Origin of the sequence: Photobacterium piscicola, from assembly GCF_900166965.1 — a bacterium.
Lineage (GTDB): Bacteria > Pseudomonadota > Gammaproteobacteria > Enterobacterales > Vibrionaceae > Photobacterium > Photobacterium piscicola.
In genome coordinates, this window is sequence record NZ_FUZI01000001.1 from 317517 (window position 1) to 334528 (window position 17012).

The window sequence follows — 17012 nt, forward strand, 5'->3', positions numbered from 1 at the left end:
TAAATACTCCATTAAAAGGAGTATTAAAGGTAGCTTAATCGCTGTCTGCTTTACTCTGCCGCGCAGCGGCTTCGTTCAACAATTGCATCAACACTATTTGCTACACTCGGCGTTGTCAGTTTGCTTTTAGTTTCAGTGAGTAAGGCGTTAAAATTCAGTTTAGTCTGTATCATAGCAAACGTGTTATGCAAGCGTCATATGCAAGGAATGGAGGTCAATTGAATTATTCTATTTTATACATATTTTCGGGTCTCCCAGCTTCAGGTAAATCGACTCTTGCTAAACTGCTAGCAGCTAAAACGGGTGCGACGTATGTTCGCATTGATACAGTAGAGCAAGGGCTTCGAGATCTTTGTAACTTCAAAGTTGAAGGTGAAGGGTATCGTTTAAGCTACCGTATAATCAGAGACAACTTAGAGCTTGGGATTAGCTGTATCTCAGATTCTTGTAATCCTATCGAGCTTACGCGACGTGAGTGGCAGGAAGTCGCAGAAAGTGTGGGGGCTAAATTCATCAATATTGAAATTAGTTGCTCAGATAGTAGTGAACACGAACAAAGAGTTATCACTCGTAGAAATGAAGTACCAAACCTAAAATTACCTGACTGGAAACAAGCGCAGAACCGCCATTACGAAGCTTGGAAAGCCGATATAATTAAAATAGACACGGCAGGCAAAAGCATTGAAATGGCTTTCGCAGAACTAACTGAAAAGCTAGGTATGTGAAAAAAACATAGGACACCCATAAATTCCCTTTTAGAAAACAGAGAAGAATTAACGCTATTGTCAGGGCTGATTACCGTCATTCCCTACAGTGAATGCCACGAGAGCGATAGGGAATCTACTCATAACGCATTGAATTTTTAACGTAAATATATAGCTGTTCTATATTCTTTGTTATTTTGGTTACTTTAAATATGTTTTTGAATAGCATTACAAAATATAACTGTTTTTATATACAGTATTTAATGTGTAATTATGATGACTGGATATCTATTTTTCTCTATCCATTAATTGACGGTGTTTTACTATGTTAGATTCAAAAGCAAGCTGCCTTTGCGGTGCGGTAAAAATTGTTGCAGCAGACGTTAATCCTAAGTTTTCAGTGTGCCATTGCCAATCATGCCGAACATGGGGTGGTGCGCCATTTTTTGCTGTTCAATGTGGTACTCAAGTAACCTTTGAAGGTGAAGAGAACATCAAAATATATCCCTCATCAGCTTGGGCTTCGCGCGGTTTTTGCACTGAATGTGGCACTCATTTATTCTATAAAGTAAAAGCCAGCGGTGAATATAATATGCCTGTCGGTCTGTTCCCTGATATAAAAGGGCTAACAATGGATATGCAGTATTTCAGCGATGCTCGCCCTAGTTATTATTGCTTTACTAATCAAACCAAAGAAATGACAACCGCTGAAATCATGGCGTACTTTGCCGATAAAATGTAATTGAGGTGGAGTGGAGCTAACTTGTTTATGGCCCTGACATTGCTAAAGATTCGACGCATTCAGTTAGCTCCTGTTTATAAATAAAATGGTTGCAGATAAATGGCTGGGGCAGCCAATGCGTCTATTTAATTTATAGGAAAATTTTCAGTTCATTCGAGTAATAAAAGTTTGCTCGTCATTCACAAAAGCCACAAAACCGCCGTGATAGATAAATACTCGACCACGCCCCTCAACTAGGCAGGCAAGCTGTGGGTCTAAATCAGCTTCGTTATTCTGGCTTTGAAATGTTCCTGTGTCGGTGATTACACCGCTGAGTGTAGGCAAATATCCATAACTACGCTTGGCTTGATCAATCAGGCTTAATTCGCTGGTGGTAGAGAAGCAACCGGGGATCGCACCAGCTTCTTCGATAAATAAAGTTTTCAGTTCTTCAAAAGCTGTAATCACTAGCCAGTCGATGTCATTAACGTGATGGATAAACATAGAGTTTCTCGGTAATTTTGATGCGGAGATTCTATCACTATCAGAGGTTGAGTGTAGTAGGGATTTAGTTGAAAAACAAAGGATAGCCATAACCTTGCACATCAACAATGAGCTACTATATTAAAATATCTTTGATTTTGAAATAGGCTAGGGGGAGCTGGTGGCTATTCCCTGGGTGTTTATCAGTCGTTAATTCTGATGATAATAATGCCATAAAAATAGTGAGCCAACACTTCGCCACGGTGCCCAATGCGTTACCATCTCACGAGCTTCTTTTGGGGTTGGTTTTGATGCTAATCCTTTTAGTTTTTGCAAACCTAAAAGGATACCTAAGTCATCGGCAGGAAAAATATCATGTCGGTCTAAAGCAAACATTAAGTAGATCTCTGCGCTCCAGCGACCAAGGCCTCGCATATTAATGATGGTTTTGATTGCACGTTCATCATCAAGGTGCTGCAATCCATCGATATCAAAATTGCCTTCTACTGCTGCGGTTGCAATACCTTGTGTATATTCAATTTTTCGGTGTGATAAGCCTGCATCTCTTAATGATTGCGTTGAAATTTGAATAAATTGTTCTGGAGTGCAAGCTGGCATTAACGCTAATACTCGATCAGTGATTGTGATCGCCACTTTAGTCGATAATTGTTGACTAATAATAGTAAAAAGGAAAGCTTCAAACCCTTTAGGGTAAGTACGACCATCAGGCAAACCATATTGCTTAACGGCTTGTGCTATATCTTGATCGATAAGGCTTAATGCTTCTATTCCTTGGTGTATTAATTTCTTATCCATAATCGTTAATCTCAATCTAGAAATATAAATATTCAAAGGTTATCGTCCAAATTATGATGATTAGATGTTGTTGATGCAACTCATCGTTGATATATCTCTATGTGGTAAGGATAAAGAATATAACAAGGAGTAAACATGCATATGGAAACACAGCGCCTTATTCTTCGGCAATGGAAGCCGAATGACTATCGTGTTTATGCTCAGTTGAACGCAGATCCTCAAGTAATGCGCTATTTCCCTGCAATATTGGCCAATAATGAAAGCGATGCACAAGCTTCTAGAATAGAAGAACTTATAGCACAACGTGGATGGGGATTTTGGGCGGTGGAACTAAAATCAACCGGGAAGTTTATTGGGTTTGTGGGGCTACATAGTCAAGATGAAACTAGTGGCATTCCTAATGCTCCCTTTATCGAAATAGGTTGGCGATTATCAGCTGAATATTGGGGATTAGGTTATGCGTCTGAAGCGGCAACAAAAGCATTACAGTTTGCTTTTGAGGTTCTTAAAGCCCCGTCAGTTTTTGCTTTCACTGCTTTGCAGAATCAGCCTTCGCAACGGGTTATGGCTAAAATCGGAATGAAAAATACACGGCAGGATTTTAATCATCCTAAATTGGATCAAGGACATCGGTTAGAGCGACACTGCTTATATACAATTACTCAGCAACAGTGGCTAGCGATTGTTAACAAGCCCGATTAATGAAGCTTACATAGTGTTGTGGTAATGAGCGTCGTGATAATAAAGGAAAGAGCCGATGATTTTATACCAATCAACCCGTGATTTATCAGCGTCAGCTCAGATCACATATAACAATATGCGTACCTATTATGAGTATTATGCTGTTAATTGGGAGCAACCAACAATAGTAGAGCAAATAGCCGGGTTAGAAAATTGGGACATAGTGTGTGATGGTGAAGTGGTAGGTGCTATTCGATTAGCTGTTGGTGATGACGAATGCTATTTACGCGATCTTCAAGTTAGCGCTCAATATCAAAATCAAGGTATTGGTGCTCAAGCTATTACGGAGTCTGTTCGATTAGCACGTGAATATGGTGTAAATCAGTTGAGGTTAAGAGTGTTTAAAATCAGTCCTGCTTATCACTTATATACTCGATGTGGTTTTACCATTGCGAGCGAAGATGACCGCTTTTTTAATATGATTCAGAATATTACGTAATAGTCGACGGTATAATAGTTGTTAATCAGCTGTACATCATACAAATGTTAGTATTATAAAATGTGAGGGATTGAAGTGTTAATCCTCAAGCCGACTAAACTTAATACGAAAGTTCTTATCCTGAGGTTGTTATGAAAGTAATGTTATTGTTGATGTTGTCTATTTTATCTTTTCAAGCATCAGCACAAGAGGCTTATGTTTGTAAAAATGGTACAGCAGAGCGCACTGTTGAAGTCGTTTATAGTCAACCGGGTAACAAAGTACCTTGTGATGTGCAATATATAAAATCGAGCGGTAGCCAAGTGTTATGGAGTGCAAACCATGAGGTCGGTTATTGTGAAAGTAAAGCTCAAGCATTTGCCACCAAACTAGGTACGCTAGGTTGGACTTGCTCTAAAGTAAACAATGTTGCAGCAGAGCAGCCATTAACTGAATAAGGCTGTGAAATTGCTTAAACGGATTAAAATGCTAACCTTTTAATCCGTTTAGTTTTTTAGGTTTATTATTGTTGTTGGTTGTTGATATAACGCCGTTCTTAATCCATAGGTTTTCCCTATTAGCTTAATCAGTAAAAACAGCTTTTGTTTTGAGAATGATAAGGATAGATTAAATAGCAATAGTTTAGAATTAGATTCGGAAATTCATTATGACAACCATGACAACTCGCTGCCCACATTGTAAAGCATTGAACCGTTTACCCCTTGATCGTGTAAACGATGAAGCGACATGTGGAACTTGTAAAGAAAAATTACTTGATGGTATGCCAATTGAAGGTACTGCTGATAACTTTGCAAACCTAATTAATGGTGATAAACCTGTTGTTGTCGATTTTTGGGCCCCTTGGTGTAGTCCATGCGTAGGTTTTGCTCCTGTATTTGCTGATGTGGCGAATGAACGTAGTGGTGCTGCTCGTTTCGTTAAAATCGATACAGAAGCGCAACAAGCATTGGCTGGCCAATACCGCATTCGTAGTATTCCAACCATTATGGTGTTTAAAGGCGGTAAAATGGTCGACATGCTCAATGGTGCCATGCCTAAAACTGCATTTGATCAATGGCTAAACACCGCATTAACTAAATAATTACCAATGGCAGTATTTGCTGGTGGTATTTTTAATTCTTAAAGCCTAGTTATATCAAAGTAACTGGGCTTTTTTGTGCGCATTTTTTAAGGAAAAGGTTAAGAAAAGCAGTATTTAGCATATTATTTGTGCTAATTATGTATAAATGTAAAAAAACACTATACTAAATTTTTAATGTGACCAAGATCTCTATATACTCTCGCCTCGGCCAGAACAATTACGTTCAGCCACCTTATTACAAGCTGTCACTAGGATATGTGAACGACCCACGGAGTTGGACCGGCGTTAACTATAGCTTGTTAATTTAGGTGACTTGTATGTTGTACCATTGGACGAACACCCCTTTAGTTATTTACGCATATTGGCGTAATATCCATTTTTTGTTGATCCTTCAGCAAATGTTTTTCCGATGCCACAACACAATCAATACCTACATTATTCGCAACACAATAGGACGAAATAATGCAGTTGTTAATTAGTTTGGCCGGTATTGTCGTACTGGTTTTATTCGCAATTTTACTTTCAGATAACCGCAAAGCTATCAACTGGCGCACTGTGCTGGGTGCTTTAGTATTACAAGCGGGTTTTGCTGCATTGGTATTGTATGTGCCTCTTGGTCAAAAAATGCTTGGCGCTATGAGCCATGGTATTGCTGGCCTATTGAGCTTTGCTGATGTTGGTATTCAGTTTGTTTTCGGTGATTTGTCTAATATTGAAAAAAGCGGTTTTGTGTTTGCGATCCGTGTATTGCCATTGGTGATCTTTATTAGTGCCTTAATTTCACTGTTGTACTACTTCGGTATTATGCAATGGGTAATTAAAGTGTTGGGTGGCGGTATTCAAAAACTATTGGGTACTAGCCGTGCGGAATCATTAGTCGCGACGGGTAATATCTTTTTATCGCAGGGTGAATCACCATTATTGGTACGTCCATTCTTAGCTAAAATGACCCGCTCTGAACTTTTCGTTGTAATGACATGTGGCATGGCATCTGTTGCGGGTTCAGTTTTAGGTGGTTATGCAGGCTTAGGTGTTGATCTTAAATTTTTGATTGCAGCTAGCTTTATGGCCGCACCTGGTGGTTTGTTAATGGCTAAGATTTTAGTGCCTGAACAACAAGTACCAGAAGAACAAGTTGAAATCGAGATGGCGACCAGTGAGCACAGTAATGCGATTGATGCATTGGCTGCGGGCGCAATGAATGGTATGAAAGTCTCAGTTGCAATTGGTACGATGCTAATTGCGTTTGTGAGTGTGATTGCAATGGCGAATGCTGGCCTTGAGCAAGTGGGTTATGGTCTTGCGAGTTTAACGTCTGCAATTGGTATGGATACCGCATCACAATGGTTTGCAACTACGCCACTGAGCATGCAACTTATTCTGGGTTATATCTTTTCACCATTAGCGTTTGTTATTGGCGTGCCAACTCATGAAATGATGGCTGCGGGTACCTTCATTGGTGAAAAACTGATTCTTAATGAATTTGTTGCCTTTATGGATTTTGCATCGGTAAAAGAAACATTATCACAACATACTCAAGTTATTATTACCTTTGCATTATGTGGCTTTGCTAATATTGGCTCTATTGCGATTCAGATCGGTTCTATTGGTGTTATGGCACCAGAGCGTCGTAGTGATGTTGCTAAATTGGGCTTTAAAGCAGTAATGGCGGCAACGTTAGCAAACTTAATGAGTGCTACGCTAGCGGGTATTTTCGTTACGTTATAATCGAGATGTAACAAGTTAATCAAGCTAGAAATAGCGTAAGAACAAAGCCGTAGCAATGGTTGTTGCTACGGCTTTGTTGTATTTATTGATGGGGGTTTTCAGTCGCTACTTATCAAATTGCTTGATTAAGACTGAGGTATCAGCGCGATTAAATCCACGCTGTTGTAACTTTTCATATTCGCTATCAACTTGTTTTGCTAATGGTAATGCCACGTTAAGTTTTTCTGCCGCATCAAAGCAGATAGCGAGATCTTTACGCATCCAATCAATAGCAAAGCCAAAATCAAACGAATCAGCCGCCATGGTTTGCGCTCGATTTTCTAATTGCCATGAGCCAGCAGCACCGTGCTTTAATACTTCGGTCATGGTGTGAATATCAAGCCCTGCTGCTTTCGCAAGTGTTACCGCTTCGGATAAGCCCTGTAATACACCTGCGATACATAACTGATTAGCCATTTTTGTTATTTGGCCATAACCTGTTTCGCCCATTAATGTTGTTGCTTTTGCATATTGTGAAATAGCATGTTTGGCTTTATTAAATACTGCTTCATTGCCGCCAACCATAACGGTTAAACAACCATTAATCGCACCAGCTTCACCGCCTGAGACGGGAGCATCTAAAAAGTCACAGCCAATAGCATGTGCGGCATCAGCAATTTCACGCGCCACATCGGCTGATGCCGTGGTATGGTCGACCAAAATAGCTCCCGGCTTTGCGGTGACTAAAATTCCCTGTTGACCTTTATAAATTTCACGGACGTCATCATCATTGCCTACACAAGTGAAAATAATGTCAGCATTTGTTACCGCGTCACAAGGTGTGAGGGCAATAGTGCCATTATATTCTTGAGTCCAAGCGTCGGCTTTTGCTTGAGTTCGATTATAAACAGTTACATGGTAACCCGCTTTGGCAAGGTGGCCGGCCATCGAATAGCCCATAGTTCCAAGCCCTAAAAAAGCAACGTTTGCTGTCATCGTTAATACTTCCTTGATTTTAATTGTGAGCAGTTTGTAACATCATAACAGACTGCATTATTGCGTAAATGGCTATACCTTGTATGTGTTTTATGTAAATAAGTGAGGTTTATCAATAGGATTAATTATTTGAAATTAATCGCTTGTAACAATTTGTGTTGGCAATTATCATAACACTCACTTTTATTTTATGGATTGGTTTAGTCAAACCTAATGTTGACAGGTGTGTTACGTATAATGTTATTGGTGTTATGTCTAGGAGCAAGTTCATTTGCTTCGGCATCGACACATACAAACATTATGCATTTCACCTCGACCAGTCCTGTATATACGGATGTTCTTGAAGCACCAGTACTTAACCTAAAGGTGGTTAATGCTACAAAGGTGACGATAGAGACTGCGAGTTATATTGATCGTGCTCTGCATCATGAGACGAATCAAACGCCGACACAAAAACATCCAACGGATCGCTATGTAAGTAATAATGGTTTACCCGTTTCTTTTTATAACACGCGATTAGTATGGAATTTTCCATCACCAACCAATCTTAAATTGCCACCTCATAGTGGTAAGCATCATCGTGTTGAAGTGATTAATTTACAAAATATGATTAATACTTCGACACGATCGTTGAATAGTTTTTATCATAGTGCTGATGAAATTGCGCCGACATTTGAATTAGCCTTTGAATTCCCCTTACTCCCTATACCTATGCTTGCCATTGGGTATGCCGAGCCCCTCAGCCCACAAAGTGATTGGATTTTAAATATAAAACCCTCATCATCACGCGTATCTGGCTGGAAAGACTCAAATTTACTCTATTCACATTACGGACATTCGTTCGTTACCGCATAAGACATTACGGGCACTTATGTCATTTATGGCATGGTGTGCTTTACTTAGTGATGTTGCTTTCATCGACACATAAAACGTTTTATTAATTTATGTATTAAATCTATCAATAGCTATTATTAATACTCAATATTATCGGCTGTGAATATGGTAATAACGGGTTGCTTTCTCAAATTCCATGAGAAAAGTTAATAATAATTATTGATGTGTTATCGGTCGCAACAATATGATTTGTTGCTAGAGATATGGCTTAAAATAATGAGAAAAAAGAATAATAAACAGATTCTGAATCATTACTCAGCATGGAAATATGTTGTGTTAATTGTGACGGTCTCGATTATGTTGCTTAGTGCTATTCCAACATGGTATGGCGAAAATGCAGCAGTACAAATCAGTGCGAAAGGCGGCGCAATGCCAACACCTTTTGAGATTCAACGTGTTCTAAAAGAAAAAGGCATTGAAGCCAAAACTATTGAACAGCAGCCAACTCGTACGATTGTGGTGGTTAATTCAACCAAAGAACAAACTAATACTAAAGAAGCGTTAAACAGCATTATTCATAATGAAGACCGCTTAACGTTAGCATTAGAACCTGCGGCACCAAAATGGCTATTAGGCCTAGGTTTTGAGCCTATTAAGTTAGGTCTTGATTTACGTGGTGGTGTTCAGTTCTTACTTGATGTCGATATGAAAGAAGTTTACAAGCAGCATGCACAGCAGCTGACTGACGATCTTCGTAGTGATTTCCGTAAGCAAGATATTCGTGCTGCACGTTCAGAAATGACCACTAACAACCAAGTTATTGTGCGTCTGCCAACTGAAGAAGCGAATGATAAGATTCGCACATACCTTCGTACCCAATACCCACAATGGCAAGCGAAGAATGGCGAAGGCAATAATTTAGTATTGTCTATGCGTGAAGATGAGCAAACTAACCTGCGTAACCTAACCGTACAGCAGAACTTGCAAACGATGCGTGGCCGTATTGAGCAGCTTGGTATTACTGAAGCGTCTGTACAGCGTCAAGGTGAAAACCGTATTCGTATCGAGCTTCCTGGTGTTCAAGATCCAGCTGCTGCGAAAAATGTTATCGGTGCAACGGCAAGTTTGGCTTTCTATGCTGTTAAGCAAGAGGGCACTGGTAGCACCATGATCATTGACGACAAAGATGGCCGTCCTGTACGTGTTAGCCGTAAGCCTGTATTAACGGGTGATCACATTATCGATGCTCGTGCGAGTATGGGTGAGATGGGTACGCCTGAGGTTAATATTACCTTAGACAGTGCTGGTGGCAGCATGATGTCAGACTTCTCTCGTAATAACGTAGGTCAGCCAATGGCGACTTCGTTTAGCGAATATACTCGTAACGCGAAAGGTCAAACAGTACAAACCAACAAGATCATCAGTGTTGCAACCATTCAAACTCAGTTAGGTAGTCGTTTCCGTATTACGGGTGCGGGTTCACTAGCTGATGCACAACAATTAGCATTACTACTACGTGCAGGTTCATTAACTGCGCCAGTAACTATCGTTGAAGAGCGCACAATTGGTCCAACATTGGGTGCTGAAAATATTAAAAATGGTTTCGCAGCGTTAGCGCTAGGTTTAGGTGTGACATTAGTCTTTATGGCATTGTGGTACCGTCGTCTAGGTTGGGTTGCAAATATTGCGTTGATCACGAATATGATCATGCTATTCGGTTTACTTGCTTTGATTCCTGGTGCGGTATTAACCTTACCGGGTATTGCTGGTCTGGTATTAACCGTGGGTATGGCGGTGGATACCAACGTGCTTATTTTTGAACGTATTCGCGATATGGTTCGAGATGGGCGCAGTTTTGCTCAAGCGATTGATCGTGGTTTCAGTAGTGCATTTGGTACTATTTTCGATGCCAACTTTACAACAATGATCACCGCAGTGGTTCTTTACTCTATTGGTAATGGTCCAATTCAAGGCTTTGCATTGACGTTAGGTCTAGGTCTTCTAACCAGTATGTTCACTGGTATATTTACTTCCCGCGCCATTATTAACTTGGTTTGGGGTCGTGATTCTCGTCGAGATGTAAGGGTTTAACGCAATGAAAAATTGGATTATTACAAACTTAACTAAATTGCGTTATATGACAGGTATTGTGTCAATTGCGCTAATGGTTATCTCGATCAGTTTCATCTGTATTCGTGGTTTAAACTGGGGTCTTGATTTTACTGGCGGTGTTGTTAGTGAAGTACAGATGAACAGCCAAATCACCAGCAGTGAAATTGAACCACTGATGGATGCGGGCTTTAAGCAAGATGTTGTAGTAATAGCCGCTGATGAACCTGGCCGTTGGATTCTACGTTATGCTGTTCCACCAAAAGGTGTAACGTACCCAGACATCACGCAAGTACTTGATCCGCTACATGCACAAGTACAAGTCTTAAATACCAGTATTGTTGGCCCGCAAGTGGGTGCTGAAATGGCATCTCAAGGTGGTTTAGCATTACTTGTAACAATGCTTTGTATTCTAGGTTATCTAAGCTACCGTTTTGAATGGCGTCTTGCTGCGGGTGCATTACTTGCCCTAATGCACGATGTTATTTTAGCTGTTGGTTTCTTTGCTATGACGCAAATGGAATTTAACTTAACCGTACTAGCCGCTATCTTAGCTATCTTGGGTTATTCATTGAATGACTCGATTGTTATTGCCGACCGTATTCGTGAACTTCTGATTGCGAAACCAAAGCAAGACATTGAAGCAACCAACAACGAAGCGATTATTGCAACGTTCTCACGTACGATGGTGACATCAGGTACAACGTTGATGACGATCAGCTCATTATGGTTATTGGGTGGTGCGTCGCTACAGGGCTTCTCAATTGCGATGTTTATTGGTGTGTTAACCGGTACATGGTCATCAATTTCAGTAGGTACATTACTTCCTGAATTTGTAGGTTTAAAACCTGAACACTACCTACCAAAACCTGAGTCACAAGATCCTTAATCGTTAACGATATTTTATTAACGATAAGTAATAAGCCAGCCGCCAGCAGTAATGTTGGCGGTTTTTTTTGCATTAGCTCAAAGAGATGGGTTTATTTTCAGTGATAAATATAATTTATTGCTACACTGAGAAGAGTTAAATAAGCATGGTAAAGGAGATAACATGCAACCTAAAATAATAGCTATTTGTAGCATGGCACTATTCGTTGTTGGCTGTACACATACTGATGACGGTGAAATGCGATTTTTACCCGACGAATATATAAGTGACGTTAAGTACAACAGCATTTATCACTATGGCTATAATCAAGGCTGTGAGTCGGCTCTTGCTAAGGCAAACGTTGCTGGATATAGCCACATTCAAGACATGACGTTAGAGAATAGATCGAAGCAGTTTACTGATGGCTGGCAGCAGGGATATTCTGCTTGTGAAGCAGGAAAAGAAATCATGCTATATAATTTATCGAAAACACAGTAAAGCTTTCGATGCACGTCACTTTTTTATAAATTAAGATTTGTTTTATAACTAAATAATGTTTATTATAACCAACAAGAAGCATATGTATTGTTGGTTTTAATTACGTTTAGTAATTAGACATTTCATAATGAAAGAAATTAAAAAAACAGACCATATGATCTGTTTTTATTATAAATGCAAACTAGCCTAAGTTTTCATTATTATTTTAATTGTTTATGCTGCAAGAGACGTTACTTTTTGATTATTAAACCCAATATGAGTCACAACATTAATTTCTGGCAATAATAAATAGTTGTCTAAATTATTATTGTTTAATTCAACGACAATTTGTAAATGGTATTCAGTAATCTCCTTAAGGTATGAATAACAATTTATAGTATTACTACACTTTAATTGTTTATAGCATCCTTCTTTTTCGTATACCCAAGCATTATATGTGCACTTATCACGTTCTATTTGTGCGATAAATTCCGCAATATTTTTCATACTTAATCCCTTAATGAACCAATCTATGCTATAGACATCATTAGTATGCAGTAAAGTAACCAAACTAAAACTACATATTGATAGTTAATATAGATAATGTGATGTAGATAAGTGTTTTGAAGTAATAATGATGCTTGCAAACAACTTCTATTAAAATAATTTAAGATTAAATGAATATAATCTTAGGTATACTTATTAATGTTTTTAAGTATTTTATAAAATTCAAAATAATATAATTTATAGGATTGAAATGGCAGAGTTACAAACACGTTGTTATTGGGCAAATCATTCAAATATAGAAAGCCAATATCATGATGAAGAATGGGGGAAAGTGCATAAAGATGACCGCTATTTATTTGAGTTTTTAACATTGGAAGGCGCTCAGGCTGGGCTTAATTGGTATACTATTTTAAAAAAACGCGCGAGTTATAATGAAGCTTTTGAGAATTATGATATTGATAAGCTTGCTGCCTATAGCGATCAAGAAATTGAATCACGCATAACGACAATCGTTGAGAGTTATGATGTTGTTCGGCACCGTAGTAAGTTACGATCGGTGTTTACAAATGCACGTGCTGCACAAGCCTTACAACGTCAGTACGGCAATTTAGCAACGCCACTCTGGCAGTTTGTTCATAATGAGCCTCAAATCAACCAGTGGTTATCACAAGATCAGGTTCCCACGACGACCGCAACCTCACAGGCACTGAGTCAATTTCTAAAGCAGCATGGATTTAAATTTATTGGCAATATAACTTGTTATGCTTTTATGCAAGCGGTGGGAATGGTGAATGATCATACAATTGATTGTCATTGTTATCATGGTATTTCAAATGACACAATAAAGTCGCTATAAATATAAAAAAGATCACATTTAATGGGCTAAATTCGTTATCATAATCGAATCCATTCTTCCTTTTTTATGGGGCGTTATGTCTACAACGGCAGTGAAGTTAATTCAGAAAGTTACCTGGGTCGGATCTATTGCAAACATTGCTTTAGCATTTATAAAAATTACGATAGGTAAACTTACTGGCAGTCAGGCACTTATTGCCGATGGTGTACACAGTTTCTCTGATTTAGTAACAGATACGGCAATTTTGATTGGCTCTCGTTACTGGACGGCACCAGCAGATAAAGAACACCCTTATGGTCATGGTCGGTTTGAAACGTTAACTAATATTTTTATAGGTGTTATTTTAGCGCTTGTGGGACTTGGTATTGGCTGGGATTCCTTGCATTCAATAAGTACTGAGTCACATTTACAGCCAGGAATATTAGCATTTAGTGCGGCTGTAGTGTCTATTGTTGTCAAAGAAGTACTGTATCGGTGGACTGTTATTCAAGCTAAAAAAATTAATAGTCGCGCTCTATATGCAAATGCTTGGCACCATCGTTCAGATGCATTGAGTTCATTACCTGTTGCGATTGCTGTTATTGCTAATTACTTTTTCCCAACATTTCATTATTTAGATCAAATTGCGGCATTAATCGTTACAGCAATGATATTAAAAGCCTCGTTTGATATATTATGGCCTGCAATTTTAGAGTTGACTGAAGCTAAAGCAGATTCTGATATTGAAAAACAAATTCAAGCATATGCAACTGAAGACAAAGATATTAAAGAAGTTCATGAGATAAGAAGTCGTCGTACAGGTAGTATTATTTTGTTAGATTTTCATTTACTGGTTGATCCTGAAATGACCGTTGATCGTGCACATAATATTACTGAGAACTTTAAAACACATTTATTAAATGAATTAGATGAAGTTGCCGATATTATTATTCATATTGAGCCATACAATTGTCAGGAGAGAAAGCTAAATCCGTGTTGTGATGATTGTGATCAGTTGAAGAAATAAAATCAGTAACAAGACCGTGATTAAAGCGGTCTTGTTATTATTTTTCATGATAATAATTATATTAATTAATGGTATTTTGTAGCCAATAAGCAATATCCATTAATACGTCATTATATTGTGGATATTCTATAGCAAGGTTATCTATGGCCGTATTTATTGCTGTCGCATTATAAGGTAAATTAAGCAATCGTTGTTCTAGCAACTCCAATGGCATAAGCTCTAAACTGTCGGTGAAGAGTTTCACTTCTGTAATCACACCTTTATTTACATCAAGGTGCAATTCGATACCACCCCAAGTAAAACGTTCATCAATAGTGTGTGTGAATTGGGGCGTATTACCAAAATTCCAATCCCAGCGACTAAATTTCGCGAAGGTTTCAGTAAAGCCCGTTAATTCTGGCACGGCTTGTGGTGAAATATGTTCAATTTTAGCCTGTTCATGATAGTAATCACAAAAGGTCTCAATAATAGCGTCACAGACCATTTGATGATCAATATTTGTGACAATTTGGTTGAGATTAGTGACTCGTGAACGAACGGAAGTGATCCCTTTTGCTGCTAGTTTCTTTTTATCGGGATTGAGGTAATTTGCTAGTCGAGTTAGATCAGCACTGAGCAGTAAGGTACCATGGTGAAAGCCTCTATCCATCGTCTCACGGTAGGCTGAACCTGAAAACTTACGCTCGCCTTCAGTATCCTCAACAACTAAATCATTACGGCCTGTGGCTTTACCGTGTATACCTAGTTTTTTTAATGCGGTCAGTACAATGTCGGTTGAAATCGTTTTATTGTAGTCGGGTTTACCAGCCATAAAAGTGAAGTTGGTATTACCAAGATCATGAAAAACAGCACCACCACCACTTTGACGACGAGCTAGCGTAATGCCATCTTGTTCCATTTTTAGAGTGTTACATTCTTTCCATGGATTTTGTGCTCGGCCAATCACAACGGTATTGTCATTACGCCATAAGAATAAGACTTGTTGATGGGGAGACATTGTACGGAAAATAGCATCTTCAACAGCAAGGTTGAACCATGGATTGGTTGAGTCTGAAATCAGCACTCTAATTTTTGAAGACATCACGCATACCTAACTAAATGTGGATGTCATGAATTTACCTTGTCATTTGAAAGAGGTAAAGCAGTCAATACAGAATAGGAAATTTTGTTGGCGAGAAATGTAAAAAAACCAAATCACACTCATAAACTGGAATAAATGTGATTTGGTAAAATGATTTTAATTATGGTATGTCTAGAGAATCTTGTTGTTTTCTAGATTATGTAATGAGGATAGCATCACATTTTTGATATGCAAATACCGATAATTGCAAGGTAAGGTTACTATTTGTTGTGGCTTAACACTATAACTGTAACGGATAGGTGAGTTTTAATGGTGAATTTTGTAACGAGATGTGGAGTGAGGGTTGGGCGCGGTGTAAAAAAGAGTCGTCAGTAAGAGCATGGACAGATTACCATGCTACCTCTAATCTATTGGTACTATAAAAATATTATTAGGACTAGATTAGTTACTGATTGTTCGTTGTTTGTTCTGTTGGTGTCGATTGACTTGCTTGGTTAAAAACATCATAAGTGATGAAATAGCCAATCAATAAAATGAGGGGAATAAATTTTATCCACTTGTTCATGATGATACCCAGCCAAAAAATGTTCGGCTACCATACCAGTCTTCTTCTGTAGGTAAATAACCATTAATGAAAAGTTAGGTTTTAAGTTGTAAGCCTATGTAGTTTAGAATAGCTAAGGTTATGAAAGTGGTGTTTTTTTGCTTTTGTTCTTTAATAAATCGTAAATAAAGAAAAAGCCGACATCGCGGCTTTTTCAAATAAATGTTATGTATTAGCCTTAAAAACTAAAAATAAAGACGCATAACAGATTCTGCAACACAAGCAGGGCGACGGCAGCCTTCGATTTCAACAGTAATTTCTTGCACTATTTCTAAACCACGTTTTATCGGTGTTACAGATTGAATTTTTGTTCTAGCACGAATATTTACGCCAGATTTAACGGGATAAGGGAATCGAACTTGGTTTAAGCCATAATTCACGGTCATTTTTGCAGATGGAAATTTTGGACTAGCAGGATCAACACTGTCTGTTAATACAGAGAGGAGTGAAAGCGTTAAAAAACCATGAGCAATGGTTGTTTTAAAAGGAGATTCTGCTGCTGCTTTTTCTGGATCTGTGTGGATCCATTGATGATCGTCTGTGACATTGGCAAAATTATTAATACGTAATTGATCAACGGTCAACCATTCGCCAACATGAATCTCTTCACCCAATGATGCAGTGAGTTCATTCATGACTTTGGTTGCTTCCGGATGCATTTCAATCTCAATGGGATCAGATACCGTTTCACCATTAGATATTGACACGAGGTTATGATCTTTTACCCAAGTTGCAAAGTGACTGCTGTTGGCTTTATTGAGAAATTCGATCCAGTAATCGCGAATTGATGGTGATAGCCAGTCTTTAAATTCAAACTGGTGATGTGATAACACTTCACGCTTACGTTTGATAAAATCGACTACTTTTACTTTCATAGAGCATAACCTTAGTTTGAAATGCCACGCTTTGGTTTGGGGCTGGGCATTGTAGCTATTATTTACAGTAGTACAACTGGTAATTGTTATAATAAATATTTATAAGA

Annotated in this window: 19 protein-coding genes; 13 read left to right on the forward strand and 6 right to left on the reverse strand. The window is 38.5% G+C overall.

Features of this window, described 5'->3' with window-relative positions:
• The first annotated feature begins 218 nt into the window (after positions 1-218).
• Both CZ809_RS01485 and CZ809_RS01490 read left to right on the forward strand, forming a co-directional pair.
• Positions 219-725 carry a P-loop nucleotide/nucleoside kinase family protein gene (locus CZ809_RS01485; protein WP_080156521.1) on the forward strand — a complete coding sequence of 169 codons (507 nt, stop codon included), beginning with the start codon at positions 219-221 and terminating at the stop codon, positions 723-725.
• Between the two features lie 304 nt (positions 726-1029).
• Positions 1030-1446 carry a GFA family protein gene (locus CZ809_RS01490; RefSeq protein WP_080155673.1) on the forward strand — a complete coding sequence of 139 codons (417 nt, stop codon included), beginning with the start codon at positions 1030-1032 and terminating at the stop codon, positions 1444-1446.
• Between the two features lie 144 nt (positions 1447-1590).
• On the opposite strand, the gene CZ809_RS01495 is transcribed toward CZ809_RS01490, so the two are convergent.
• The gene (locus tag CZ809_RS01495) at positions 1591-1929 is read right to left on the reverse strand and encodes a cytosolic protein (protein ID WP_080155674.1); all 339 of its coding nucleotides are present in this window, start codon (positions 1927-1929) and stop codon (positions 1591-1593) included.
• Between the two features lie 189 nt (positions 1930-2118).
• On the reverse strand, positions 2119-2724 hold the full coding sequence (locus CZ809_RS01500; protein WP_080155675.1) for a DNA-3-methyladenine glycosylase family protein: 606 nt from the start codon (positions 2722-2724) through the stop codon (positions 2119-2121).
• Positions 2725-2859: 135 nt separating this feature from the next.
• Between CZ809_RS01500 and CZ809_RS01505 the strand changes: the two genes are divergently transcribed.
• From CZ809_RS01505 to CZ809_RS01525, 5 genes are all read left to right on the forward strand, one after another.
• Positions 2860-3426: a GNAT family N-acetyltransferase gene (locus tag CZ809_RS01505; RefSeq protein ID WP_080155676.1), complete on the forward strand. Its 567-nt coding sequence runs from the start codon at positions 2860-2862 to the stop codon at positions 3424-3426.
• A 55-nt stretch (positions 3427-3481) separates the two neighbouring features.
• Complete coding sequence (locus tag CZ809_RS01510) at positions 3482-3904, forward strand: GNAT family N-acetyltransferase (protein WP_080155677.1); 423 nt, start codon at positions 3482-3484, stop codon at positions 3902-3904.
• A gap of 131 nt (positions 3905-4035) precedes the next feature.
• Entirely contained in the window at positions 4036-4341 is a 306-nt protein-coding gene (locus tag CZ809_RS01515) for a hypothetical protein (protein ID WP_080155678.1), read from the forward strand.
• A 209-nt stretch (positions 4342-4550) separates the two neighbouring features.
• A complete protein-coding gene (trxC, locus tag CZ809_RS01520) occupies positions 4551-4985 on the forward strand; it encodes a thioredoxin TrxC (RefSeq protein WP_080155679.1) in 435 nt (144 codons plus the stop codon).
• Positions 4986-5447: 462 nt separating this feature from the next.
• A complete protein-coding gene (locus CZ809_RS01525; RefSeq protein WP_080155680.1) occupies positions 5448-6713 on the forward strand; it encodes a NupC/NupG family nucleoside CNT transporter in 1266 nt (421 codons plus the stop codon).
• 105 nt (positions 6714-6818) lie between these two features.
• Here the strand turns inward: CZ809_RS01525 and CZ809_RS01530 are convergent, their stop codons facing one another.
• The gene (locus CZ809_RS01530) at positions 6819-7688 is read right to left on the reverse strand and encodes an NAD(P)-dependent oxidoreductase (RefSeq protein WP_080155681.1); all 870 of its coding nucleotides are present in this window, start codon (positions 7686-7688) and stop codon (positions 6819-6821) included.
• Positions 7689-7925: 237 nt separating this feature from the next.
• On the opposite strand from CZ809_RS01530, the gene CZ809_RS01535 reads away from it, so the two are divergent.
• The 4 genes from CZ809_RS01535 (at position 7926) to CZ809_RS01550 (ending at position 11997) form a co-directional block, all read left to right on the forward strand.
• Positions 7926-8543 (forward strand): hypothetical protein, encoded by a 618-nt coding sequence (locus CZ809_RS01535; RefSeq protein ID WP_144396132.1) that lies wholly within the window; start codon positions 7926-7928, stop codon positions 8541-8543.
• Between the two features lie 255 nt (positions 8544-8798).
• Complete coding sequence (secD, locus tag CZ809_RS01540) at positions 8799-10613, forward strand: protein translocase subunit SecD (protein ID WP_080155683.1); 1815 nt, start codon at positions 8799-8801, stop codon at positions 10611-10613.
• Between the two features lie 4 nt (positions 10614-10617).
• A complete protein-coding gene (gene secF, locus CZ809_RS01545) occupies positions 10618-11520 on the forward strand; it encodes a protein translocase subunit SecF (protein WP_080155684.1) in 903 nt (300 codons plus the stop codon).
• Between the two features lie 162 nt (positions 11521-11682).
• Positions 11683-11997, forward strand: a complete 315-nt coding sequence (locus tag CZ809_RS01550; protein WP_080155685.1) for a hypothetical protein — start codon at positions 11683-11685, stop codon at positions 11995-11997.
• Between the two features lie 213 nt (positions 11998-12210).
• Here the strand turns inward: CZ809_RS01550 and CZ809_RS01555 are convergent, their stop codons facing one another.
• Positions 12211-12483, reverse strand: coding sequence for a hypothetical protein (locus CZ809_RS01555; protein WP_080155686.1), 273 nt, complete (start codon positions 12481-12483; stop codon positions 12211-12213).
• Positions 12484-12733: 250 nt separating this feature from the next.
• Here CZ809_RS01555 and CZ809_RS01560 point away from each other — a divergent pair, with 250 nt between their 5' ends.
• Together CZ809_RS01560 and CZ809_RS01565 are read left to right on the forward strand one after the other, a co-directional pair.
• Positions 12734-13339, forward strand: a complete 606-nt coding sequence (locus CZ809_RS01560) for a DNA-3-methyladenine glycosylase I (protein ID WP_080155687.1) — start codon at positions 12734-12736, stop codon at positions 13337-13339.
• A gap of 76 nt (positions 13340-13415) precedes the next feature.
• Positions 13416-14345: a cation diffusion facilitator family transporter gene (locus CZ809_RS01565; RefSeq protein WP_080155688.1), complete on the forward strand. Its 930-nt coding sequence runs from the start codon at positions 13416-13418 to the stop codon at positions 14343-14345.
• A gap of 61 nt (positions 14346-14406) precedes the next feature.
• Here CZ809_RS01565 and lplA read toward each other — a convergent pair whose 3' ends face one another.
• Positions 14407-15426, reverse strand: a complete 1020-nt coding sequence (gene lplA / locus CZ809_RS01570; protein ID WP_080155689.1) for a lipoate--protein ligase — start codon at positions 15424-15426, stop codon at positions 14407-14409.
• A gap of 789 nt (positions 15427-16215) precedes the next feature.
• Positions 16216-16905, reverse strand: coding sequence for a MaoC family dehydratase (locus CZ809_RS01575; RefSeq protein ID WP_080155690.1), 690 nt, complete (start codon positions 16903-16905; stop codon positions 16216-16218).
• Positions 16906-17012: the final 107 nt, after the last annotated feature.

Coding starts and splice junctions, on each gene's coding strand:
- CZ809_RS01550 (WP_080155685.1), top strand. CDS start 11,683: ATGCAACCTAAAATAATAGCTATTTGTAGCATGGCACTATTCGTTGTT.
- CZ809_RS01555 (WP_080155686.1), bottom strand. CDS start 12,483: ATGAAAAATATTGCGGAATTTATCGCACAAATAGAACGTGATAAGTGC.
- CZ809_RS01525 (WP_080155680.1), top strand. CDS start 5,448: ATGCAGTTGTTAATTAGTTTGGCCGGTATTGTCGTACTGGTTTTATTC.
- CZ809_RS01530 (WP_080155681.1), bottom strand. CDS start 7,688: ATGACAGCAAACGTTGCTTTTTTAGGGCTTGGAACTATGGGCTATTCG.
- CZ809_RS01505 (WP_080155676.1), top strand. CDS start 2,860: ATGCATATGGAAACACAGCGCCTTATTCTTCGGCAATGGAAGCCGAAT.
- CZ809_RS01490 (WP_080155673.1), top strand. CDS start 1,030: ATGTTAGATTCAAAAGCAAGCTGCCTTTGCGGTGCGGTAAAAATTGTT.
- secF (WP_080155684.1), top strand. CDS start 10,618: ATGAAAAATTGGATTATTACAAACTTAACTAAATTGCGTTATATGACA.
- CZ809_RS01500 (WP_080155675.1), bottom strand. CDS start 2,724: ATGGATAAGAAATTAATACACCAAGGAATAGAAGCATTAAGCCTTATC.
- CZ809_RS01560 (WP_080155687.1), top strand. CDS start 12,734: ATGGCAGAGTTACAAACACGTTGTTATTGGGCAAATCATTCAAATATA.
- trxC (WP_080155679.1), top strand. CDS start 4,551: ATGACAACCATGACAACTCGCTGCCCACATTGTAAAGCATTGAACCGT.
- CZ809_RS01515 (WP_080155678.1), top strand. CDS start 4,036: ATGAAAGTAATGTTATTGTTGATGTTGTCTATTTTATCTTTTCAAGCA.
- CZ809_RS01535 (WP_144396132.1), top strand. CDS start 7,926: ATGTTATTGGTGTTATGTCTAGGAGCAAGTTCATTTGCTTCGGCATCG.
- lplA (WP_080155689.1), bottom strand. CDS start 15,426: ATGTCTTCAAAAATTAGAGTGCTGATTTCAGACTCAACCAATCCATGG.
- CZ809_RS01575 (WP_080155690.1), bottom strand. CDS start 16,905: ATGAAAGTAAAAGTAGTCGATTTTATCAAACGTAAGCGTGAAGTGTTA.
- secD (WP_080155683.1), top strand. CDS start 8,799: ATGAGAAAAAAGAATAATAAACAGATTCTGAATCATTACTCAGCATGG.
- CZ809_RS01510 (WP_080155677.1), top strand. CDS start 3,482: ATGATTTTATACCAATCAACCCGTGATTTATCAGCGTCAGCTCAGATC.
- CZ809_RS01565 (WP_080155688.1), top strand. CDS start 13,416: ATGTCTACAACGGCAGTGAAGTTAATTCAGAAAGTTACCTGGGTCGGA.
- CZ809_RS01495 (WP_080155674.1), bottom strand. CDS start 1,929: ATGTTTATCCATCACGTTAATGACATCGACTGGCTAGTGATTACAGCT.